Genomic DNA, 21194 nt, shown 5'->3' with positions numbered 1-21194 from the left:
AACCCTTCGGCCGCGCTCGCGGTACGTCGCACCCGGGCCGCTCCGGCGGTTTCCCGTACGCGTTGTAGGAAACGCCCTACAACGCGTCGCAGCGGCCTACATCAACTTCCAATTCGGCCGATTTCATTTTCGGCGGCGCAACACGATACTGCCGGCATGAATGCCAGCCAGTTACCCGCCGCGCTCCGGGTGTTTCTCGTCGATCACGCCGTCGCCGTCCGACAGCGGATCGCGCTGCTCGTCGGCGCGATCCGCGGTGTCGCCGTCGTCGGCGAGGCGGAAGACGGCCAGGACGCATGGACGCATATCCGCAGCACCCAGGCGGACGTGGTGATCGTCGACCTGCGGCTGGCGGACGGCAGCGGTCTCGACCTGATCGGGACGCTGTCGAAGGCCGCGCCGCGCATCGTCACGATCGTGCTGACGAATCACTCGGCGCCGGCATTCAGAGAGGCATGCGCGTCGGCCGGAGCCGACTACTTCTTCGACAAGACCGTCGAATTCGACGCCGCCTGCCAAGTCATCGAATCCCTGGTGCACGCTCGCGTGCACCGCCCCTGACGAGCCGGAGTGACTCATGTCCACAGCCACCCCCTGCGCCGCCGACGTATCCATCACGCCTCGGCCGACGATTCCGCTTCGCGCGGTCACGCGCGCCGACGCCGCCAAACACCCCGCCGCGCGCTGCTCGGTGTGCGCGATGCGTTCGATGTGCCTGCCGCCGCACCTGACCGCGGCCGAATACGGCCGCCTCGACTCGATCATCTGCACGACCCGGCAGGTACGCCAGGGCGACGCGCTGTTCCGCACCGACGATCCGTTCCAGAGCATCTATGCGGTGCGTGCGGGTTCGTTCAAGACGGTGATGATGCATCGCGACGGCCGCGAGCACGTGACGGGCTTCCAGATTGCCGGTGAAACGCTCGGGATGGACGGCATCGGCGGCGGCCAGCATTGCTGCGACGCGATCGCGCTCGAGGACAGCGTCGTGTGCATCATCCCGTTCGGCGCGCTCGAAGCGGCGTGCCGCGAGATCAAGCCAATGCAGCACTTCCTCTACCAGATGCTGAGCAGCGAGATCGTCCGCGAATCGAGCCAGATGCTGCTGCTCGGCACGATGTCGGCCGAGCAACGCGTCGCGCATTTCCTGCTGAACCTGTCGTCGCGCTTCGAGGCGCGCGGCTATTCGGCGACGGAATTCAACCTGCGGATGACGCGCGAGGAAATCGGCTGCTATCTCGGGATGAAGCTCGAAACCGTGAGCCGGATGTTCTCGCGGTTCCATCGCGACGCGTTGGTCGAAACGCGCGGCAAGCGCGTACGCATCATCGATTCGCAAGCGCTCGCACGAGTCTGACGGAACAAGACCAGGACGACGCCCGGCCGCCCGCGCGACCCCGCGCGCGGCGCATCATTGCACCGTGCCGCCAGCCGCCGCGTTGCGCAGCCCCACCCTTGCACCGCCCGCCTGGCACGCGATCAGCGCCTGTTCGGCCTGCATGAACGCGCGGCGCAGCGCGTCGTCCACGTCGTCGCCGACGCACGGCGGCAGCGGCCAGAGCGCGGTGTCGTGCATTACGAGGTCGAGCTGCACGTCGTACCGGCGTGCGCCGTCGGCGGCGGCATGCGATTCGATCGCGAGATGGCACCCGCCGATCAGCGCGCGAAACCGTTCGAGCCGCACCAGCTGCGCGCCGGCCTCGGCTTCGACCGCGGCCGAACCCGCGAATCCGTGGCAGGCGATCTGCATGCCCACGCCCATGTCGTGTCTCCTGACGGGGCCGCCCGCTCGTCGACCGCCTTGCATGTGCCGCCCGCACCGAAAGGCGGCGGCACGCGTTGCCCGTGGCGCGGCGCGATTTCTTCGATCGCTGCCCGGCCGATAGTCTGCCCGCGCCTTCGTGGGCGCGGGGCCGTTCATACGTTGAAGGTCTGCGACGTCTTCATCTCGATCCACGTCATGCCGGCCCTCAGCCCTTCGATCATCGCCTCGCGCTCGGTCGGATACGCATGGCTGTGCTCGAACGTGTGATGAAAGCGCGCGGCGCCCGCGCCGTGCTCGACCGACACGCGACAGCGGAATTCGCCCGATTCGCACGGACGCGTCTCGACTTCGACGGACCAGTCGCGTTCGTGAATGTTGCCCTGCAGTGTCATGCGCCCTCCTGCGGTATCCGTCTCAGAGCCGGAAGTGGCCGCTGTGCAGCAGCACCGGCCGGCCGCCGATTTCCTCGAGCATCCGTCGCGCCATCGCCTCGATCGCCGACCGGTGCGCGTCGAACGCGGCCAGCAGGTCGCGTTCGAGCAGCGACGGTGCGCCGAAATGATCTTCCAGCGCCTCGGCCGTGACCGCGCACTGTACGCAACGCCCGTCGACCAGTGCCGAAAACGCCACGACCAGGTCGCGTGCGCAATATTCGGGTGGTTCCGGCGGGAAGGCAATCTGCATCTGTCCGCCTGTCATCGTCGTGATGGCTCCATGACAAGAGCATAGTGGCGCGCGCGCCCGCACGCTTGACCCACGTCAACCGGTTCGCTGCGCCGCACGATAACGGCACGGCAGCGTGCCGGCGCGGCTGCGCGACGCCGCTTCGAACTGCTTTCAGCCCGCGTCGGGCTCGATCGCCGCGCCGCGCTCCGCGAGCAGCTCGCGCAGCACGCTACGGTGACAATGGCGTTCGTCGTCGCAGTAGCAGCCGATCGAGAACGCGGTGGTCGCCGACAGCGCCGCCAGCAGGTCCAGCACCTTCGGCGCATCGCCATGCGCCATCTCCGCGCGGAAGTGACGCCGGAACGCGTTCCATTCGGCATCGGTTTCGGCGGCCTGCGCCTGTGCGACGAGTTCCGGGCTCGGCGACAGCGTCGGCAGCCATACATCATAGTAGTTGCGCGACGCGAATTCCGCCTTCGGAACGCCACGCGGCGGCCGCCGCACCGTTCCGATCCGCAGGCCCTCGCCGGCCGCGCGCGGCGTGCCGAGCTGGATGATCCGGATGCCCATGTCGCTCCTTTCGAAATGCGTTGGATGCCGTGATCGTACCCCCGCACGTGCGCCTGCGTCAGCCGGGTGGCGCACATTGCGGCCGCCCAACAAAAAACCGGCTGCCCCCTTGCGGGAGACAGCCGGTTCGGCCAGCCGCGTTGCGCGCCGGAGCGCGCCGCGCTCAGACGCCGCTCTTCAGCACCTTGCCGATGGCATCCGCGACGATGGCGACGTTCGAGTCGTTCAGCCCCGCGACGCACATCCGGCCCGAACGCAGGACGTACACGCCGTGCACTTCGCGCAGCGCGTCGACCTGCGATTCGGTCAGGCCCGTGTACGTGAACATCCCGCGCTGCTTCACGTAGCGCGTGAGTGCCTCGCCGCTGACGTGGTCGCGCAGGCCGTCATGGATCGACTGGCGCATCCGCGCGATGCGGCGGCACATCGCCGCCAGTTCCTCTTCCCACTGCTTGCGCAGCGCGGGCGTGCCGAGCACGGCCGCGACGACTTTCGCGCCGTAGGTTTGCGGGTTGCTGTAGTTCGAGCGCACGGCGCCGGCCAGCTGGCCGAGCACGCGGTCGGCCGCGGCGGCATCTTCGCAGACGACGCTCAGGCCGCCCACGCGCTCGCCGTACAGCGAGAAGTTCTTCGAGAACGAGTTCGCGACCAGCGCCGGCACGCCGCGGCGTGCCAGTTCGCGCACCGCGAACGCGTCCGCGTCGAGGCCCGCGCCGAAGCCCTGGTACGCCATGTCGACGAACGGCAGCAGCCCGCGCGCCTCGATCACGTCGATCAGCTTCTCCCACTGGCCTTCGTCGAGGTCGACACCGGTCGGGTTATGGCAGCACGCGTGCAGCAGCACGATGCTGCGCGCCGGCAGCGCGTCGATCGCCGCGAGCATCGCGTCGAACTTCAGGCCGCCCGTCGCTTCGTCGTAGTACGGGTACGTGTTCACCGTGAAGCCGGCGCGCTCGAAGATGAAGCGGTGGTTTTCCCAGCTCGGGTCGCTGAGCCACACCTGCGAATCCGGGAAATAGCGCTTCAGGAAATCGGCGCCCACCTTCAGGGCGCCGGAGCCGCCGAGCGTCTGCAGCGTCGCGATGCGGCCGGCCGCGCGGGCCGGGTGATCGGCGCCGAACACGAGCGCCTGCACGGCGTCGCGATACGCGGCCAGGCCGACCATCGGCAGGTACGGCTTCGCGCCGCTGTCGCGCTGCAGCGCGGTTTCGGCTTCGCGCACGGCGCCCATCACCGGAATCCGGCCTTCGGCGTCGAAGTAGATGCCGATGCTCAGGTTGACCTTCTGGTCGCGCGGATCTTTCTGGAAGTTCTCGTTGAGCGTCAGGATCGGATCGCCCGGGTACGCGTCGATGTGTTCGAACATGGCTATGTCGGTCTCGTTTGGAAGAATGGTCGGTCGTGGCCTGTATCAGCGTGCGGATGCGCTGTCGTGCACCGCATAGCCTGCATTCTTCTGACGGAAGCGATACCCGACCGCGAGCACCGCGAGCCATACCGGGATCAGGTACACCGACAGGCGGAGATCCGGCGTCAGGTACATCACGACGAGAATGCCGGCCATGAATGCCAGGCACAGGTAATTCGTGAAAGGATAGCCCAGACTGCGGAAGGAAGTCTCCTCCCCGGCTGCGCGCTTGGCCTGGCGGAACTTCAGGTGGATCAGCGTGATCATCGCCCAGTTGATGATCAGCGCCGACACGACGAGGCCCATCAGCACCTCGAACGCCTTGCCCGGCATGAAGTAGTTGACCAGCACGCACACGCCGGTCGCGAGCGCCGACGCGCCGAGCGCGGCGAGCGGAATGCCGCGCTTGTTCACCGAGCACAGCACCTTCGGCGCGTTGCCCTGCTTCGCGAGGCCGAACAGCATCCGGCTGTTGCTGTACACGCCGCTGTTGTAGACCGACAGCGCGGCGGTCAGCACGACCACGTTCAGCACGTTGGCCACCAGGTTGCTGCTCAGCGCGTGGAAAATCAGCACGAACGGGCTGCCACCGGTGACGACCTTTTCCCACGGGTACAGCGACAGCAGCACGGCGAGCGCGCCGATGTAGAAAATCAGGATTCGGTAGATCACCTGGTTGGTCGCGCGCGGAATGCTGCGCTTCGGATCGTCGGCCTCGGCCGCGGTGATGCCGATCAGCTCCAGCCCGCCGAACGAGAACATGATCGCGGCCATCGACATCACGAGCCCCGACACGCCGTTCGGGAAGAAGCCGCCGTGTTGCCACAGGTTCCGGACACTCGCCTCCGGCCCCGCATGGCCGCTCGCGAGCAGCCAGCCGCCGAAGCCGATCATCCCGACGATCGCGGCGACCTTGATGATCGAGAACCAGAATTCCGTCTCGCCGTACGACTTCACGCTGGCCAGGTTGAGCAGGTTGATCGCGACGAAGAAGACCAGCGCCGACACCCAGGTCGGCACGCCGGGCCACCAGTACTGCACGTAGATCCCGACGGCCGACAGCTCGGCCATGCTGACGAGGATGTACAGCACCCAGTAGTTCCAGCCGGACAGGAAGCCGGTGAAGTGGCCGACGTACTTGTTGGCGAAGTAGCTGAACGAGCCGGCGACGGGCTCGTCGACGACCATCTCGCCGAGCTGGCGCATGATGAAGAACGCAATGATGCCGGCCACCCCGTAGCCGAGCAGCACGGACGGGCCCGCCATCTTGATCGTCTGCGCGATGCCGAGGAACAGCCCCGTGCCGAGCGCGCCGCCGAGCGCAATCAGCTGGATGTGCCGGTTCTTCAGCCCGCGCTTCAGGCCGTCGCTCTCGTTTCCAGAAACCATGTCTTCTCCACTCTGTCCGCCCCCGCCTGCAGCAGGGTGCGGCGCGCCTCGGTGTGCCGGGCGCTGTTTTGCTGTGCCGGGGCCGTTCGTGGAGCCGCCGGGTTGGGGACTGCAATCTTCGCGTGGCGGCGCCCGATTCGCGTCGGCGTGCCTGCCAGACCGGCCGCCGACTGTCGCCGTGCCCGCATTGCTGCGTTCGCACACGAAAATCCGGCGTCAGTTTAGCGTCGCGACGGCGAAATCGGGTTTCGTAACCCGTTCATGCAAACCCTACATTATGAGATAAGATTGCACCCAGGAGACAGATGAGGAAACAAAAATGCATGAACCGGTTCTGGATCGCCTCGATCGCCACTTGCTGTCGATCCTGCAGGAGAACGGCCGCGCGTCGAACCTCGACCTGGCGAAGGCCGTCGGCCTCTCGCCCGCGCAGACGCTGCGCCGCCACCGGCGGCTGGAGGAAATCGGCGCGATCCGCCGATATGAAACCCGGCTGTGCCCCGACACGCTCGGTTTCGGCGTCACCGCTTTCGTGCACGTGACGATGGAGCGCGGGCATATCCGCGACCTGTCGAAGTTCCAGAAACTGGTGTCCGATCTCGCGCAGATCCAGGAGTGCTTCTCGGTGACGGGCGACATCGACTATGTGTTGAAGGTCGTCGCGCACGATCTGAAAGGCTTGTCGCGGTTCCTGCTCGAGACGCTGATGCGCATTCCCGGCGTGAGCGGCGTGCATTCGAGCGTGTGCCTCGACGAGATCAAGTGCACGAGTGCGATGCCGGTCGAGGCCTGATGTGGCGGGCCGCGCGCCAGGCCGGCCCGTTTATTTCACCACTTCAAACGCACTGATCAGCAACGCCCCCGCCGCGATCACCACGCAACCGGCCGCCCGGCGCGGCGTCAGCCGCTCGCCGAGATACACGCGCGCAATCAGCGCCGCGAACACCACGCTCGTTTCGCGCAACGCCGAGACCGGCCCCATCGGCGCGCGATCCATCGCCCAGATCACGATGCCGTATGCGAGCGCCGCGAACACGCCGCCGCACGCCGCCTTCGCCGTTTCGCCGACATCCTGCGTCAGCCGCAGCGGCCCCGCCCGCAGCCGGTAGTACGCGGCCATCATCGCGCCCGTCAGCACGAACATCCACGCGGTATAGCCGACCGTGTTGCCGCTCTCCCGCACGCCGATCCCGTCGACCACGCTGTAGGCCGCGATCGATACGCCGGTCGCAAACGCGGTCGGCAGCACCTGCATCATCCGGTGCTTCGCGCCGCGCCCGCGCTCCAGGCCGATCGCCAGGATGCCTGCGCAGATCAGCACGAGCCCGCATTGCGCGCCGACATTCAGGTGCTCGCCCGCGAACGCCGCCGCGCCGAGCGTGACGAGCAGCGGCGCGGTGCCGCGCGCGACCGGATACGCGACGGTCAGGTCGCCGTGCTCGTACGCGCGCACCAGCAGCAGCGTATAGACGACGTGCAGCACGGCCGACGCGACGACGTACGCCCAGCTCGCCGCCGAGATCGGCGCCGCAGCCGGCAGGAACAGCAGCGCGAACAGCCCGATCGCGATCTGCAGCACGGTGGCCGATCGCAGCCGGTCGCCGCTGCTGCGGACCAGCGCATTCCATGACGCGTGGAGGAACGCCGCGCACAGAACGGCAAACAGAACGGGGATCGGCACGCTGAATACTCGCTGACGGTCGGCCACGCGAAATCGTCGCCGCAGGGCGTTCATCGTATGAATCCGTCATCCGATTGTCAAAAAACGGGCGCGGCACGGCACCGTGCGCGACCGGGGCGATGACGCCCTTTCGCCCGCCCCGCGCGGCATCCGCGGCAGCGGGCTCACGCGTCGCGACATGTGACGCGAAGGTGGCATGCGGTCCGCCCCTTTCCGTTCACTTTCGCCTCGCGTTCCTCCGTAATGAAATCGATACCGCAACGCAATCGCGGCGAAACCACTCCGTCCCCATATCTTCATACGGGACTGTTCCAATGCGCGTGCTCTCTCACGAGCTCCGCGCCGAACCGACACGGCGACGGGGCCGCTCTCCACCATCGAAGACCTTACCTGGAGTTTCCCGATGTTCCGTCAAGCCTTGCTCGTCACTGCCTGCGCAGCCGCAGCGCTGGCGCTGTTCGCCTGCGGCGGCAGCGACGACCCCACGTCGACGCCCGCCGTGTCGTCGCAGGATGCGCTGCAGACCGCCACGCCGATCAAGCACGTCGTCGTGATCTACGGTGAAAACATCTCGTTCGACCACTACTTCGGCACCTACCCGAACGCGACGAACCCGTCGGGCGAACCGGCGTTCACCGCCAAGTCCGGCACGCCGACGCCCAACGGCCTGACGGGCACGCTGCTCACCGCGAACCCGAACTTCACGAACACGGCCAACGGCACCGACGCGGCGAATCCGTTCCGCCTCGACCGCACGCAGGCCGCGACCGCCGACCAGAACCACGCGTACACGGCCGAGCAGCAGGCCGAGGACAACGGCCTCGCCGACCTGTTCCCGAAATACACCGGCAAGGGCTCCTCCGGCGGCGCCGGCGCGTTCGGCACGAAGGGCCAGGTGATGGGCTACTTCGACGGCAACACCGTGACCGCACTGTGGAACTACGCACAGCGCTTCGCGATGAGCGACAACATGTACACGACGTCGTACGGCCCGTCGACGCCGGGCGCGCTGAACGTCGTGTCGGGCCAGACCAACGGGATGCAGATCGTCAAGTCGTCGGCGCAACCGTCGACGCTCGCGAAGAGCTCGTACTACATCAATGACGGCCAGGGCGGCTTCACGATGATCAACGACGTCGACCCGGGCAACGACGTGTGCTCGAGCACGACCGACCAGGCACTGATGACGGGCAAGAACATCGGCGACCTGCTGAACGGCGCGAAGATCACGTGGGGCGGCTTCATGGGCGGCTTCAACCTGTCGACGACGAACGGCAACGGCACGACGGGCTGCAGCCGCAGCACGGTCGCCACCGCCGTGAACGCCGCGACGTCCGACTACATCCCGCACCACAACTGGTTCCAGTACTACGCGTCGACCGCGAACCCGCAGCACACGCGCCCGAGCTCGGTCGCCGCGATCGGTTCGAGCCTCCAGACGGACGGCAAGACCGCCGAACCGGCGAACCACCAGTACGACACGGACGACTTCTTCGCCGCCGTGAAGGCCGGCAACTTCCCGTCGGTCAGCTACCTGAAGGCCCCGGCCGCACAGGACGCGCACGCAGGCTACTCGGATCCGCTCGACGAACAGGCGTTCGTGACGAAGGTCGTCAACTTCCTGCAGCAGCAGCCGGACTGGCAGAACACGGCCGTGATCGTCACCTATGACGACTCGGACGGCTGGTACGACCACGTGTACACGGCGCCGACGCGTGCATCGTCGGACCCGGTCGACCAGGTCAACGGCAGCGGCAAGTGCGGCACGGGCGGCACCACCGGCGTGAACGGCGCGACCGTGAACGGCCGCTGCGGCCCGGGCGTGCGCATTCCGCTGATCGTGATCTCGCCGTATGCGAAGCAGAACTACGTCGACCACACGATGATCGACCAGTCGTCCGTCGTGCGCTTCATCGAGGACAACTGGCTCGGCGGCCAGCGCATCGGCGGCGGTTCGTTCGATGCGACGGCGGGCGACCTGCGCGCGCTGTTCGACTTCACGTCGAAGCCGAACACGACGCCGCTGTATCTCGACCCGACGCTCGGCACCGCCTTGAGCGCGGCACCGGCGATCTGACCGGTACTTCGTGACCGCATGGCCGGCGCAGCACGCGCCGGCCGTTTCCGTTTAACGCGCCGCTTCGTGCGGCGCCCGATTTCCGACCGACAGCATGACAGCTCGCCCTGCGTTCCCGTCTCCCGACACCACCGGCCCCCGCGCGTCGCGCACGCCGTCCCGCCTCCTGCGCCGCGCGGCGTTCGTGATCGGCGCCGCCGTACTCGGCTATGGCGCGTTCGCGATCGCATTCCCCGCGCAGGTGCCCGCGGCGATCGGCACCGTCGTCGCCGACTGGACGGGGCCGACCCCGCATCCGGTCGTTCTGCAGCGGCCCGCCGCGCAGCCGCTGTCGGCGGTCGCGCAGCTCGGCCGTGCGCTGTTCGCCGATCCGTCGCTGTCCGCGTCGGGCAAGCAGTCGTGCGCGTCGTGCCACAGCCCCGATCACGCATACGGCCCGCCGAACGCGCTCGACGTGCAGCCGGGCGGCCTCGCGATGACGCAGCAGGGCTATCGCCCGCCGCCGTCGCTGCCGTACCCGTACCCCCAGCCCACCCGCAGCACCCCGCCCCATACCGGGGCACACCAGCCCCCGCCGCACCCCACCCACCGCGCCGGGCACGCAGTTGTGCGCGTCCTCGCCCCGCCCCGATCCCGCATACGGCCCGCCGAACGCGCTCGACGTGCAGCCGGGCGGCCTCGCGATGACGCAGCAGGGCTATCGCCCGCCGCCGTCGCTGATGTACCTGTACCGCCAGCCGAACTTCAGCATCGGCCCCGATGCCGGGGAAAACGACGCCGCGCCGACCGTCGCGCAACAGGCCGCGTCGGCGGCCGGTGTCGTCAAGGCGCAGAAGGTGGCCGGCACGTCGGCCGCGCCGCAGCTCGTGCCGCAAGGCGGGATGTTCTGGGATGGCCGCGCCGATACGCTGCAGCAGCAGGCGTTCGGCCCGCTGCTGAATCCGGTCGAGATGGCGAACGCGAGCATCGACGATGTCGCGCGCAAGCTCAAGCAGTCGTCGCATCGCACGCAGCTCGAGCAACTGTTCGGCGCACGCGTGTTCGACAGCCCGCAACTCGCGGTGTCGGAGGCGATGTTCGCGATCGCACGCTACCAGGTGGAAGATCCGTCGTTCCACCCGTACAACAGCAAGTACGACCGCTGGCTCGAAGGCCGTGCGCGCCTCACGCAGGCCGAACTGCGCGGGCTGCGCCTGTTCAACGATCCGGACAAGGCGAATTGCGCGGGCTGCCACCTGTCGAAACCCGGCAAGGACGGGCTGCCGCCGATGTTTACCGATTACCAGTACGAGGCGCTCGGCGCGCCGCGCAACAAGGAACTGGCGCAGAACCACAACCCGGCGTTCTACGATCTCGGCGTGTGCGGGCCGTTCCGCGACGACCTGAAGGACCAGACGCAGTATTGCGCGATGTTCCTGACGCCGACGCTGCGCAACTCGGCGACGCGCCACGTGTTCTTCCACAACGGTGTGTTCCACACGCTCGACCAGGTGATGGCGTTCTACAACGAACGCAGCATCTCGCCGCAGAAGTTCTATTCGCGCGGCGCGGACGGCAAGGTCGACGAGTACGACGACATCCCGCCGAAATATCGCGCGAACGTCGACGTGACCGATGCGCCGTTCGATCGCAAGCCGGGCGACAAGCCCGCGATGACGGCGCAGGATATCAAGGATATCGAAGCGTTCCTCGGTACGTTGAACGACGAACCGGTGAAACGCTGAGTGCAGGATGACCGCCGCGCTGCGTCGTGTCAGCAGCGCGCGCGGCATCAGCAATTCGATCCGGACGCTCGAGTAGCACACGTAGCATGGCAGACGGTGCGCCGTTGCATTGCGCAACGGCATCTGATTGCTACCGCAACTTCCGCGAAGTCTCGCTCCGATAAGTCCGGTTGGGGCGGAATACGAGCTGCTTCGCGACGGTATCCAGTTCCTTGCCGTGGTACAAGTCGGCGCACTTCAGGAAGTCGAATTTCACGTCCCGGACTTCCGGTTCGACAACCGGATTCCGGTAGTCGCGACCAAGATACTTCGCCACCAGCGCGTGAATGACATCCGGTGCGCGCTCCATGTCGTAGTAGGTCCAGTCGCGCAACGCGCTGGTGCTGCTGCCGATATCCTTGCTCACGCCTGGCTCCTGCCTGTACGCGGTAGCCAGGCACTCCGCGAGCACCATGTCCTTGAAGTTCTGGAGGTTAGTCCGTGAGCCGGCTTCGGGCGATGCTTGCGCTACATCGTTCGCCGACACCATCGCAGGTTGAAGCGCGATGCACGTCAACACGGCGGCGATCCAGGCTCTCCTCATGACAGACTCCAGAAATTTGCGCGATCGGTACGATACCGCGCGCTCGGCTCGTTGAAATAGCAATGGTCGTAACACGTCCGTCCATTGAACAGCGTGGCGTGGCCCTGCGCGTCACTCCATCCCGACACCTCGAACAGGATGACACCTTGTCGCCCCGCCAGTGGCCCGCCGCTTGACGGCGGATACTTGACACCGTCTGCCTTCCCCCACCGTTGCTCGAGAAAGCGAATCAAGTCCCGGACGCGAAAGAAGTATTGCCGATTGTCTCCCCCCGATACCGTTTACGTGCGCGCGCAACCGGCTATTTCCTGCTTGGCGTGTGCATCGCAAACATCGTCGGCGGGCCGCTGGCCGGTGCGCTGATCGAGCTCGACGGCACGGCGCGGGGCTGGTCGTGATGGCTGCCGGGATGGTCGGCGCCGCGCATGCGTCGCCTGCCGCGGGGCTCTTGTGCGTGTGCGTGGCCGCATTCATGTTCTTCGTCGTTCAGTCGATCGTCTTCACGTTTCCCGCGTCGCGGCTCGCCGGCAACGCACTGGCAGGCGGACTCGGACTGGTGAATACGTGCGGGTTGCTCGGCGGCTTCGTCGGGCCGACCGTCGTCGGTGCGATCGAACAGGCAACCGGCAATGCGAAGAACGGGCTGACGCTGCTTGCGGCCGCGCTCCTCATCGCGGCGTTCGCCAGACTCGCGTTGCGTCACGGACACGAGCGGCCGGACGCACGGTCGCACGGCTAACGGCAGGCCGGACTCAGGATCGCGAGAGGCGGACGCGGACTCCGCCCGCCTCTCGCCCCGTCCCGCCCCGCCCCGCCGCGTCAGAACAGATACATCCCCGCGACGAACACGACGCCCGAGAACAGCAGCGTCGTCACGCAATACCCCATGATGTCGCGCACGCCGAGCCCGGCAATCGCCAGCGCGGGCAGCGCCCAGAACGGCTGCGCCATGTTGGTCCAGGCCTCGCCGTACGCGATCGCCATTGCGGCCTTGCCGAGATCGGCGCCGAGCGCCTGAGCGGCCGGCATCACGAACGGGCCCTGCACGACCCAGTGGCCGCCGCCGGACGGCACCGCGAAATTGATCACGGCCGAGCTCAGGAACGCGAGCAGCGGGAACGTGTGCACGTTCGCGATATCGACGAACCACTTCGTGATCACGCCCGCGAGCCCCGAGTGATCCATCAGCGCCTGGATGCCCGCGTAGAACGGGAACTGGATCATGATCCCCGACGCACCGCGCGCCGCACCGGCCACCGCGCGCGCATAGGCCATCGGCGTACGGTGCAGCAGGATGCCGGCCGCGAGGAACGCAAGGTTCACGGTGTCGATGTCGAGCGCGAAGCCCTTCTGCACGAACTTCAGCACGAGGAACGCCGCGCACAGCGCCGCGACGAGGACCGACAGCAAGCGGCTTTCCTCCAGTCGTTCCGCGAACGTCGCGTCAGGCCCGAGCTGGCGCTCGACGCTCGGTGGTTCGGCCAGCAGCGCCGGATCGACGCTGACGACCTCACCCGGCTTCGGCATCATCATGCGCGCGAGGAACGGCAACATCACGATCAGACCGATCGTGATGAACGCGTTGTAGCCGGTGAAGATCGTCTGCGACACGGGAATCAGCCCGATGGTCTTTTCCATCGGATTGCCCTTCGTGGCCGCGACGAGCGGGACCGAACCCGACAAGCCGCCGTGCCAGCTCAGGAAGCCCATGTAGGCGGACGCGACGAGCAGCCGGTAATCGCTGCCGGCGACACGGCGCGCCACTTCGCGCGCGAGCATCGCACCGAGCACGAGGCCGAAGCCCCAGTTGATCGCGCACGCGAGCGCGCCGACGAACGCGACGAGCATCACGCCCTGCCCCGGCGTGCGCGCGGTGCTCGCAAGTGCGACGAGCATGCGCTTCACGGGCGGCGAACTCGCGAGTGCGTGGCCGGTGACGAGAATCATCACCATCTGCATCGAGAACGCGAGCAGGTTCCAGAAACCCGAACCCCACATCGTCGTGAGCTGCACGGGCGTGTTCGGCGTCAGGCCGAACGCGAGCGCGAACGTGACGACCGTCAGCAGGATCGCGAAAATCAACGGGTCGGGCAACACGCGGTGGACCACCTGCGTGAAAAAGCGGGAAATGCGCTGGATCAACTTGAGCTCCTCGTTTCCTGATAGGGACGTCCGCGCGTGTCGTTGTTGGTTGAGGCGCGGAAACGCGCGGATTCTTGCACAGAACCGCGTCGTTTGCTTCAGTGCCCTCGCCGGCATTGACGCCCGCCGATTTCAGGTGGTCGAACGCGTGTCGTGCCCACCGGTGACGCCTGACGCCCGAAGGCCGATCGACGATACACGAGAAAAGGCCCCGGGAATCTAAGCTCGTGGCGGGTCGTGCGATTGCAAAAACGCCCGCTTGGATGTGAGCCAGGCGGGCGTTCGGTGTTTCATGAAACGATCCGGTCTACGTGAGGTTGTCCATTCATCGCGTTCCGGCATGCACGGTCGAAGCAGGTGTCAGCGTGGCATGTCACCGCTCCCATCGCCCACGCTCCATCGCCTCTTCCATCGATCCGAGCGTCAGTGACCGGCCGCCCAACGTATCGCGCGCCGCATTGTTGAACGGGAATTTGACAACCATCGCGAAAAACGAACCAATGCCGAGCTTCGCGGACGGATAGTAATAGTGGATGTCGAACGCGGACAGGTCGACGTCAAACGTCGCAGCCCATCGCCTGACGAGCTTGTCGATGTCGTTCGGCTCCAGGTCGAGATCGTGATAGAGATCCGTGTCTCGCGTCAGCTCGATTCCAGAGACCGGTAGCTCGCCGATATCGGCCGAAAAAAACGCTTCGAGACGTTTCCATGCGTCAGCCATACAAGCGGTCCCCGGGCGTCACCATGCTGTTGTAGGTGCCAACCGTGCGATAAGTGATCACCGATACATCCGTTGCCAGCATTACCCACCCGACGCCGGGAATCGCGCGCCCGACGAACGCGCCGATATTCCGCGTGAACTTGATGCGCGACATGATAAGGCTCGTGAACGACGTGACGGTAGGCAGGAGCCGGTGCTTCAATTCGTAAGGCAATATTCGACGCGAAACGACAGACGCGATGGAGGTCCCCTTGACGGCGTTCGTGAACTTGCCTCGCGTTGGAACGAAGCGCTGGCGCAGCAACACCATCCCGATACCAACCGCGTCGCTTACACCCAACGCCTTGCCCGTCTCTTCAATGAAGATCAGGAAGAGCAATGATTCGCGGCTCAAGCCGTCGTGGATGCCGTACTTGTACGTGTTCGCCATTTTCTCTCAGATAGTTTGAATTGAAACGAGCAGTCAAAACTATCGTGAATGACGCCGGGAGGACAACGGACCGACCATGGCGGTCGCTTCGGCAGGAACGCATCCGAGCGCAATTGATGATCTCGTGCGTTTCATTTGTATCGCCTTCCGGCAAGCATGTCGGAACGTTTTAGCCGCGTGGTTCCGTACGTGCACCCGACCGCAACGACATGCGTCAGGATGGATGCAAATCGTCAATTTCGGGCGGCTTGCTGGCGGCTTTTTCCGCGAATACTGTCCAGCTCGTAATTGCTGAGAACGTCAGTGCGTCGTCACTGCGCGCTCGCTTACCATCGCAACCTCACTCACCTTCCGCTCGGCCAGCCGCTGCGCGAACCGGTACGCGACCAGCGAGCCAACTACCGCAAGCAGCATCGGCACGAGACTGTCGTGATCCACGCGCGTGAACTCGGCCAGCAGTACGACCGCCGTGATCGGCATCTGCATCGATGCGGCGAGAAACGCGGTCGCGCCGATGAGCGCACAACCGCAGATCGACGCGCCCGGCCACACGAGGCTCCACAGCCCGCCGAGCACGACGCCGAGCAGCGCGCCGTTCGCGAGACCCGGCGTCAGCAGGCCGCCTTCCGCACCTGCCCGCAAGCTGCCGGCCTCGATCAGCACCTTCAGCACGAGCAGCGCCGCGGCGAGGCCGATCGTCAGCGTGCCGTCGAAACCCAGCGAAGCGGGACCCTTGCCGTTGCCGAGCAATTGCGGAAACCACATCGCAAGCACGCCGATCACCGCGAAATTGACCAGTGCGAGCACCGGCAGCCGCCCGTCTTTCGGCGCGTTCGCGCGGGCACGCGTCGTGAGCCGCACGAAGCCGTACGCGGCAAAGCCGAACAGCGGACCGCAGACGATCGACCACACCACCAGCGGCGTACTCAGCACGAACGGCAGCACCGTGTACTGGTGTTCGTTGCCGAGGCCGATCCACGCAACGGCCGCCGCGATCGCCGACGTCGCGACCGCCACGACCAGCGCACGCAGTTCGAACGTGCCGAGCAGCACTTCGAGCACGAAGATCGCCCCGCCGAGCGGCACGTTATAGACGGCCGCGAGGCCCGCACCGGCACCGCACGCGACCATCAGGCGGCAGTCGTCAGGCGTAAGCCCCGCCGCATGCGCAAGCCGCCCGGCAAGCAGCGAACCGATCTCGCGCGGGGCAACTTCGCGGCCGAGCGGTGAGCCGAGCGCAACGGTGACGATCTGCAGCAGCGCGTGAACCGTCGTGCTGACGACCGGCATCCGCGGATCGGCTGCACGCACTGCGCGGCGGATGCTGACGAGCGGCCGGCCATACCGGTACAGCGCCCACCAGCCACCACCGGCGACGATCCCGCACACGACCAGCACCGCGAGCCGGCGCAACGGATCGGCACCGGTCACGCCGGTGAGGAAGCTCTCGGTGCCGATCACGTGCGCGACGCTGTAGCCGTACGCGATGTGCTGGATCGCGTGCAGCAGCAGTGCGAGCAGCATGCCCCCGAGGCCCGCGCCCACGCCGGTCAGGATCGTGACGACGGCCACGCGCGCGAACGGGCTGGCGGCCGGCGAAGAGGATGCGGGGGCGGACGGGAGATCGAGGCGCATGGGGTCGGCGAATGGAATCGACAAGACGACGCGCAACACGCGCGCCGCCGTCAGGACCGCATCGTAGGCCGGCCCCCATCATGAGACAAACGTATTTTTAGAATCGACTCATGCATTTCATGAATACATGACGTCGGGCGGGCCGTGACCGCCCGCCTTCCGCGCCCGGTTCGCGTCAATCCGGATAGGTGACGCGCTCCCGTTCGCGCCGCAGGATCACTTTCCCGTGGCGGATCGACAGCGTGGCCTTGGCCTGCCAGCGCACAGCTTCGGAAACGTGTCGAAGCGCCCATGCAGGTGGATGCTCTCGGTCGGGCACGAGATGAAGTTCAGGCCCGCGCGCTTCACGGCGAAAAGTGTCGATGCGCGCGGATCGCACCGATCAACCGACGCGCCGCGTCCCGCTCATGTTGCAGCGACGCGACAACCGGCCCGCGATGAACGGATACCAGCCGCACGCGACCACGCAGAAACCACCAGCGTCAGGCACGCACCGCGCGTAGTGTCAGTTTTGTGAAGGACTCTTGCCGGATCCGGAAAGGTGCGCTCGCGGCCCCGGCGGCCTTGCGTGCGGGATGCGCCCCTACACTTGCGCCGAACTTTCGTTCCCAGTCCCACACGCAGGAGCCTTGACTTGAAAAAAACCCTCATCGCCGGCGCATGCACCGCCGCGCTGTTCGCCCCGTTCGCTCACGCACAGAGCTCGGTCACGCTGTACGGCCTGATCGACGCCGGCATCGTCTACACCAACAACGCCAACGGTGCATCGCTGTGGCGCCTGAACAGCGGCACCGTCAACGGCAGCCGCGTCGGGTTTCGCGGCACCGAGGATCTCGGCGGCGGCCTGAAGGCGCTGTTCGTGCTCGAGAACGGCTTCAACGTGAACAACGGCGGGCTCGGGCAGGACGGCAAGCTGTTCGGCCGCCATGCGTACGTCGGCCTGAGCCAGAACGGCTATGGCACGCTGACGCTCGGCCGCCAGTACGACACGATGGTCGACTTCGTCGCGCCGCTGTCGGCCACGGCCGGCGACTTCGGCGACGCGAGCTTCGCGCACCCGTTCGACAACGACAACCTGAACCACTCGCTGCGTATCAACAACGCGGTCAAGTACACGAGCGAGACCTATGCGGGCTTCAAGGTCGGCGCGATGTATGCATTCTCGAACGCGACGAACTTCGGCGCGAACCGCGCGTACAGCGTCGCGGCGAGCTACACGAACGGCCCGCTGAAGCTGGCCGGCGCGTACCTGCAGATGAACGGCACGAAGGGCTCGACGAGCGCGAGCCCCGGCGCGACCGATGCGGCCGAAGCGAAGAGCCTGAACCAGGGCGGCTGGTCGATCGGCTCGGACCGCATGCGTTCGTATGGCGGCGGCATCAGCTACGGATTCGGCCCGGCCACCGTCGGCTTCGTCTATACGCGTTCGCAGTACGACAACACGGGCTCGTTCGGCTCGACCGGCCAGGTCGCGTTCAACAACTACGACGTGAACGTGCGCTATGCGGTGACGCCGGCCGTCAGCCTCGGCGCGGCCTATGTGTACACGGACGCCAGCGTGTCGAACCCCGACAGCAAGCACGGCACCGATCCGAAGTGGCACCAGGTCGACCTGCAGGCCGTCTACAAGCTGTCGCGCCGCACGGACGTCTACGCGGAAGCGATGTATCAGCACGCAGCGGGCCGCGGCTACCAGGCGTTCATCAACGGCTCGGGCGGCGCATCGAGCACGGCAAACCAGATCGTCGGCACGATCGGCATGCGCACGCGCTTCTGATCGGCGTGATGCATCGTCGCCCGCCGGCCACGAGCCTGCGTTCGCGCACGGGTTCGCTGGCTGCGGGCGGCCCGCACCAATGTTGTTTCATCTGGAAGGCAGCCTGCCTGGAATCGGGGTTTTTACCCGCGCGGGTGCTGCGTAGACTGCCAGCAAAGGTCGGGGTCACGCATCGCGCGTCGAACCGGCCGCCCACCCCGCACCCAGGAGAACCTCGTGAAATCGCTCGTCGTTACCGCCGCCGCTGCCGTCCTGCTCGCTGCACCGGCCCTGTCCTTCGCCCAGTCCGCCAAGTCGCCCGTCACGCGCGCGCAAGTGCTGCAGGAGCTGATCGATCTCGAGTCGGTCGGCTACAACCCGGCGCGCGGCGAAGTCAACAACTATCCGGACGACATCATGGCGGCGCAGGAACGACTTCACGAAAAGCGTCTCGCGGAACAGAAGGCTGCGCAGGCCGCCTACGGCCACGCCGGTGAACCGACGACGGAATCGGGCGCGGCGGCCAAGCCCGCGCTGTAACGGCATGACGAAGCGCCGCGCCCGCGTGAACGAAGTCTTGCGGGCGCGGCGCGGGTTGCGCTCGCGTGGTTTGCACGAAGAAAGGAAGCCGGCAATGCGCCGGTGCGCGTCCGCCGCTCAGGCGGCCTGCGGTTCGCGATCGATCGCGTTCAGCATCTCGACGTCGCGCGCGATCATCCCAGGCACCTGGGCACGCAGCATCTCGACCCAGGTCCGCACCTTCGCATCGACGAAGCGGCGCGACGGATACAGCGCGTACACGTTCATCTTCTGCAGGATATGCGCGGGCAGCACGCGGACGAGCGTGCCGTCGCGCAGCGCGTCGATCGCCGAGTACAGCGGCAGCATGCCGATCCCGATGCCGTCGCGGATGGCAAGCGCAAGCGATTCGGCCGTATTGGTCTGCACCGGCCCCGTGACGTGGATCTGCTCAACGCCCTCCGGTCCTTCGAGCACCCATTCGTGCGTCGGGAACGCCGGCGTGCACAGCGTCAGGCACGCGTGCGCAGAGAGATCCTGCGGCCGGGCCGGCGCGCCGTGGCGTTTCACATAGTCGGGCGACGCGCACAGGATGCTGAAGGTCGAGCCGAGCAGGTGCGACACGAGTTCCGAATCGGGCAGCGACGACGCGGTCACGACAGCCATGTCGCTCGTCCCGTCGAACAGGTCGGGCATGCGCTGCGACAGCGACAGCTCGATCGACACGTCCGGGAACTGCGCGTGATAGCGCGTCAGCGCGGGCAATACATAGTGATGACCGACGCTCGCGAAGCTGTGCATGCGCAGCACGCCGGCCGGCCGTTCGTGCGCGCAGCTCGCCTCTTCTTCCGCGCGGTCGACGTCGGCGAGGATCTGGCGGCAGCGCCGCAGATAGCTTTCTCCGGCCGACGTGAGCGCGAGACGGCGCGTCGAACGATTCATCAGACGGGTGCGCAGGCGCGCCTCGAGCTCCGACACCGCGCGCGACATCGCGCCCGTCGTCGAATTCAGCGATTGCGCGGCGGCGGTGAAACTGCCCGTCTCGACGACGCGCGAAAACACCCGCATGTTTTGTAGGGTATCCATTCCTGTGAGCAACCTGTAGCGGAGCCGCTATTTTCCTCCACGGGATGCGACAGATTGTTACTCCGGCTGCAACTATCGTTTCCCCGCAGCTGCGTTAATGCGCGGGCGCCGCACTCCTACAATCGGCGCCTCAACAGTCGAACGGACCCGTTCGGACGCGCCGCGCACCGTGCCGGCCCCGTACCGGCCCCCTCTTTTCATGAAGCCACAACCTGCGATCGAGCGTCCTTCCATCGAACCGGCACGATGGAGGACATGGCTCGATCCACTCGGCGACGCGGCACGCGACTGGGCTGCGAGCGACGGGCTGATCTGGCTGCACCTCGCGAAAACCGTGTTCGCGGCGCTCCTCGCGATGGGCATCGCGATGCGCCTGGAAATGTCGCAGCCGCGCACGGCGATGACGACCGTGTTCGTGCTGATGCAACCGCTGTCGGGGATGGTGTTCGCGAAGAGTTTCTACCGCGTGCTCGGCACGGCGGCCGGCCTCGTCGCCGCGCTCGCGCTCGGCGGCCTGTTCGCGCAGCAGCCCGAGCTGTACATGGCCGGCATCACGCTGTGGATCGGCACCTGCATCGCGCTCGCGGTGCGCAACCGCCACTTCCGCTGGTACGGCTTCGTGCTCGCCGGCTACACCGCGGCGCTGATCGGCCTGCCGGCCGTGATGACCCCGCAAACACTATTCCAGTCCGCACTCACGCGCGCCGCGGAAGTCGCGCTCGGCATTGCGTGCTCCGGCGCGGTCAGCGCGCTGATCCTGCCGCTCAGCTCCGCGAAGGCGCTGATGCGCTCGCTGGGCGCCCGCCATGCGACGTTCGCGGCGTTCACGGCGGGCGCGCTCGCAGGCGACGTCGCACGCGGCGATTTCGAGCGACGCTTCGCCGATTTCGTCGACGACATCGTCGGCTTCGAGGCCAACCGCGCGTTCGCGTCGTTCGAGGATCCGCACATTCGCGCGCGCAGCCGCCGCCTCGCACGGCTGAACAGCGAGTTCATGAACGCGTGCACGCGGCTGCATGCGCTGCACCAGCTCGTCAAGCGA

22 protein-coding genes and 3 pseudogenes are annotated in these 21194 nt (G+C 66.7%); 11 read left to right on the top strand and 14 right to left on the bottom strand.

Going from position 1 to position 21194, the window contains the following annotated elements:
- Window positions 1-156: 156 nt before the first annotated feature.
- Window positions 157-561: a response regulator transcription factor gene (locus G3N93_RS13955; protein ID WP_174935360.1), complete on the top strand. Its 405-nt coding sequence runs from the start codon at window positions 157-159 to the stop codon at window positions 559-561.
- 16 nt (window positions 562-577) lie between these two features.
- Entirely contained in the window at window positions 578-1357 is a 780-nt protein-coding gene (locus tag G3N93_RS13950; protein WP_174935362.1) for a helix-turn-helix domain-containing protein, read from the top strand.
- A 54-nt stretch (window positions 1358-1411) separates the two neighbouring features.
- Here the strand turns inward: G3N93_RS13950 and G3N93_RS13945 are convergent, their stop codons facing one another.
- The 6 genes from G3N93_RS13945 to G3N93_RS13920 form a co-directional block, all read right to left on the bottom strand.
- Window positions 1412-1762, bottom strand: coding sequence for a metal ABC transporter ATPase (locus G3N93_RS13945; protein ID WP_174935364.1), 351 nt, complete (start codon window positions 1760-1762; stop codon window positions 1412-1414).
- Window positions 1763-1917: 155 nt separating this feature from the next.
- Window positions 1918-2157, bottom strand: a complete 240-nt coding sequence (locus tag G3N93_RS13940) for a hypothetical protein (RefSeq protein ID WP_011355269.1) — start codon at window positions 2155-2157, stop codon at window positions 1918-1920.
- Window positions 2158-2179: 22 nt separating this feature from the next.
- Entirely contained in the window at window positions 2180-2464 is a 285-nt protein-coding gene (locus G3N93_RS13935) for a DUF1488 domain-containing protein (RefSeq protein ID WP_042974849.1), read from the bottom strand.
- Between the two features lie 138 nt (window positions 2465-2602).
- Window positions 2603-3001, bottom strand: coding sequence for a DUF488 domain-containing protein (locus G3N93_RS13930; RefSeq protein WP_011355271.1), 399 nt, complete (start codon window positions 2999-3001; stop codon window positions 2603-2605).
- A gap of 163 nt (window positions 3002-3164) precedes the next feature.
- On the bottom strand, window positions 3165-4367 hold the full coding sequence (locus G3N93_RS13925; protein ID WP_174985219.1) for an amino acid aminotransferase: 1203 nt from the start codon (window positions 4365-4367) through the stop codon (window positions 3165-3167).
- A gap of 45 nt (window positions 4368-4412) precedes the next feature.
- Complete coding sequence (locus G3N93_RS13920; RefSeq protein ID WP_174935370.1) at window positions 4413-5798, bottom strand: amino acid permease; 1386 nt, start codon at window positions 5796-5798, stop codon at window positions 4413-4415.
- 319 nt (window positions 5799-6117) lie between these two features.
- On the opposite strand from G3N93_RS13920, the gene G3N93_RS13915 reads away from it, so the two are divergent.
- Window positions 6118-6591 carry an Lrp/AsnC family transcriptional regulator gene (locus G3N93_RS13915; RefSeq protein WP_011355274.1) on the top strand — a complete coding sequence of 158 codons (474 nt, stop codon included), beginning with the start codon at window positions 6118-6120 and terminating at the stop codon, window positions 6589-6591.
- Between the two features lie 30 nt (window positions 6592-6621).
- Here G3N93_RS13915 and G3N93_RS13910 read toward each other — a convergent pair whose 3' ends face one another.
- Window positions 6622-7533, bottom strand: a complete 912-nt coding sequence (locus G3N93_RS13910; RefSeq protein WP_174935372.1) for an EamA family transporter — start codon at window positions 7531-7533, stop codon at window positions 6622-6624.
- Window positions 7534-7882: 349 nt separating this feature from the next.
- Here G3N93_RS13910 and G3N93_RS13905 point away from each other — a divergent pair, with 349 nt between their 5' ends.
- The 3 genes and pseudogenes from G3N93_RS13905 to G3N93_RS13895 form a co-directional block, all read left to right on the top strand.
- Entirely contained in the window at window positions 7883-9556 is a 1674-nt protein-coding gene (locus G3N93_RS13905) for a phospholipase C (protein WP_174937913.1), read from the top strand.
- A gap of 94 nt (window positions 9557-9650) precedes the next feature.
- Window positions 9651-10055 (top strand): annotated as a pseudogene (locus G3N93_RS42445) (cytochrome c peroxidase); the annotation flags it as partial.
- 136 nt (window positions 10056-10191) lie between these two features.
- Window positions 10192-11280 (top strand): annotated as a pseudogene (locus G3N93_RS13895) (cytochrome-c peroxidase); the annotation flags it as partial.
- A gap of 130 nt (window positions 11281-11410) precedes the next feature.
- Here the strand turns inward: G3N93_RS13895 and G3N93_RS13890 are convergent.
- Window positions 11411-11863 (bottom strand): type VI secretion system amidase immunity protein Tai4, encoded by a 453-nt coding sequence (locus G3N93_RS13890; RefSeq protein WP_206133272.1) that lies wholly within the window; start codon window positions 11861-11863, stop codon window positions 11411-11413.
- Entirely contained in the window at window positions 11860-12096 is a 237-nt protein-coding gene (locus G3N93_RS13885; RefSeq protein ID WP_206133271.1) for a T6SS effector amidase Tae4 family protein, read from the bottom strand. Before G3N93_RS13885 ends, G3N93_RS13890 begins: the two co-directional genes overlap by 4 nt.
- Before the next feature lie 21 nt (window positions 12097-12117).
- Here G3N93_RS13885 and G3N93_RS13880 point away from each other — a divergent pair, with 21 nt between their 5' ends.
- Window positions 12118-12261, top strand: coding sequence for a hypothetical protein (locus G3N93_RS13880; protein WP_206133273.1), 144 nt, complete (start codon window positions 12118-12120; stop codon window positions 12259-12261).
- A pseudogene (locus tag G3N93_RS13875) lies at window positions 12216-12602 on the top strand (MFS transporter); the annotation flags it as partial. The gene G3N93_RS13880 and the pseudogene G3N93_RS13875, both read left to right, overlap by 46 nt.
- Before the next feature lie 80 nt (window positions 12603-12682).
- Here the strand turns inward: G3N93_RS13875 and G3N93_RS13870 are convergent.
- From G3N93_RS13870 to G3N93_RS13855, 4 genes are all read right to left on the bottom strand, one after another.
- Window positions 12683-14005, bottom strand: a complete 1323-nt coding sequence (locus tag G3N93_RS13870; protein ID WP_174935378.1) for a TIGR00366 family protein — start codon at window positions 14003-14005, stop codon at window positions 12683-12685.
- Between the two features lie 373 nt (window positions 14006-14378).
- The gene (locus G3N93_RS13865; RefSeq protein ID WP_206133270.1) at window positions 14379-14726 is read right to left on the bottom strand and encodes a DUF1493 family protein; all 348 of its coding nucleotides are present in this window, start codon (window positions 14724-14726) and stop codon (window positions 14379-14381) included.
- Window positions 14719-15156, bottom strand: coding sequence for an STM2901 family protein (locus tag G3N93_RS13860; RefSeq protein WP_206133269.1), 438 nt, complete (start codon window positions 15154-15156; stop codon window positions 14719-14721). The genes G3N93_RS13865 and G3N93_RS13860 overlap by 8 nt, the downstream gene beginning before the upstream one ends.
- 300 nt (window positions 15157-15456) lie before the next feature.
- Complete coding sequence (locus G3N93_RS13855) at window positions 15457-16791, bottom strand: chloride channel protein (protein WP_206133268.1); 1335 nt, start codon at window positions 16789-16791, stop codon at window positions 15457-15459.
- Window positions 16792-17425: 634 nt separating this feature from the next.
- On the opposite strand from G3N93_RS13855, the gene G3N93_RS13845 reads away from it, so the two are divergent.
- Window positions 17426-18568, top strand: a complete 1143-nt coding sequence (locus G3N93_RS13845; protein WP_206133267.1) for a porin — start codon at window positions 17426-17428, stop codon at window positions 18566-18568.
- A 216-nt stretch (window positions 18569-18784) separates the two neighbouring features.
- A complete protein-coding gene (locus tag G3N93_RS13840; RefSeq protein WP_174935386.1) occupies window positions 18785-19087 on the top strand; it encodes a DUF4148 domain-containing protein in 303 nt (100 codons plus the stop codon).
- A 117-nt stretch (window positions 19088-19204) separates the two neighbouring features.
- On the opposite strand, the gene G3N93_RS13835 is transcribed toward G3N93_RS13840, so the two are convergent.
- Window positions 19205-20152 carry a LysR family transcriptional regulator gene (locus G3N93_RS13835; RefSeq protein ID WP_174935388.1) on the bottom strand — a complete coding sequence of 316 codons (948 nt, stop codon included), beginning with the start codon at window positions 20150-20152 and terminating at the stop codon, window positions 19205-19207.
- 199 nt (window positions 20153-20351) lie between these two features.
- Here G3N93_RS13835 and G3N93_RS13830 point away from each other — a divergent pair.
- A partial coding sequence (locus G3N93_RS13830; protein WP_206133266.1) for an FUSC family protein occupies window positions 20352-21194 on the top strand: 843 nt, incomplete at its 3' end.

The sequence above is a fragment of the Burkholderia sp. Se-20378 genome, assembly GCF_017104665.1.
GTDB classification, from domain to species: domain Bacteria; phylum Pseudomonadota; class Gammaproteobacteria; order Burkholderiales; family Burkholderiaceae; genus Burkholderia; species Burkholderia lata.
The sequence above is the reverse complement of the archived record's forward strand: the minus strand, read 5'-3'. Positions and strand labels throughout refer to the sequence as shown.

Coding starts and splice junctions, on each gene's coding strand:
- G3N93_RS13955 (WP_174935360.1), top strand. CDS start 157: ATGAATGCCAGCCAGTTACCCGCCGCGCTCCGGGTGTTTCTCGTCGAT.
- G3N93_RS13950 (WP_174935362.1), top strand. CDS start 578: ATGTCCACAGCCACCCCCTGCGCCGCCGACGTATCCATCACGCCTCGG.
- G3N93_RS13945 (WP_174935364.1), bottom strand. CDS start 1,762: ATGGGCGTGGGCATGCAGATCGCCTGCCACGGATTCGCGGGTTCGGCC.
- G3N93_RS13940 (WP_011355269.1), bottom strand. CDS start 2,157: ATGACACTGCAGGGCAACATTCACGAACGCGACTGGTCCGTCGAAGTC.
- G3N93_RS13935 (WP_042974849.1), bottom strand. CDS start 2,464: ATGACAGGCGGACAGATGCAGATTGCCTTCCCGCCGGAACCACCCGAA.
- G3N93_RS13930 (WP_011355271.1), bottom strand. CDS start 3,001: ATGGGCATCCGGATCATCCAGCTCGGCACGCCGCGCGCGGCCGGCGAG.
- G3N93_RS13925 (WP_174985219.1), bottom strand. CDS start 4,367: ATGTTCGAACACATCGACGCGTACCCGGGCGATCCGATCCTGACGCTC.
- G3N93_RS13920 (WP_174935370.1), bottom strand. CDS start 5,798: ATGGTTTCTGGAAACGAGAGCGACGGCCTGAAGCGCGGGCTGAAGAAC.
- G3N93_RS13915 (WP_011355274.1), top strand. CDS start 6,118: ATGCATGAACCGGTTCTGGATCGCCTCGATCGCCACTTGCTGTCGATC.
- G3N93_RS13910 (WP_174935372.1), bottom strand. CDS start 7,533: ATGAACGCCCTGCGGCGACGATTTCGCGTGGCCGACCGTCAGCGAGTA.
- G3N93_RS13905 (WP_174937913.1), top strand. CDS start 7,883: ATGTTCCGTCAAGCCTTGCTCGTCACTGCCTGCGCAGCCGCAGCGCTG.
- G3N93_RS13890 (WP_206133272.1), bottom strand. CDS start 11,863: ATGAGGAGAGCCTGGATCGCCGCCGTGTTGACGTGCATCGCGCTTCAA.
- G3N93_RS13865 (WP_206133270.1), bottom strand. CDS start 14,726: ATGGCTGACGCATGGAAACGTCTCGAAGCGTTTTTTTCGGCCGATATC.
- G3N93_RS13860 (WP_206133269.1), bottom strand. CDS start 15,156: ATGGCGAACACGTACAAGTACGGCATCCACGACGGCTTGAGCCGCGAA.
- G3N93_RS13855 (WP_206133268.1), bottom strand. CDS start 16,791: ATGCGCCTCGATCTCCCGTCCGCCCCCGCATCCTCTTCGCCGGCCGCC.
- G3N93_RS13835 (WP_174935388.1), bottom strand. CDS start 20,152: ATGGATACCCTACAAAACATGCGGGTGTTTTCGCGCGTCGTCGAGACG.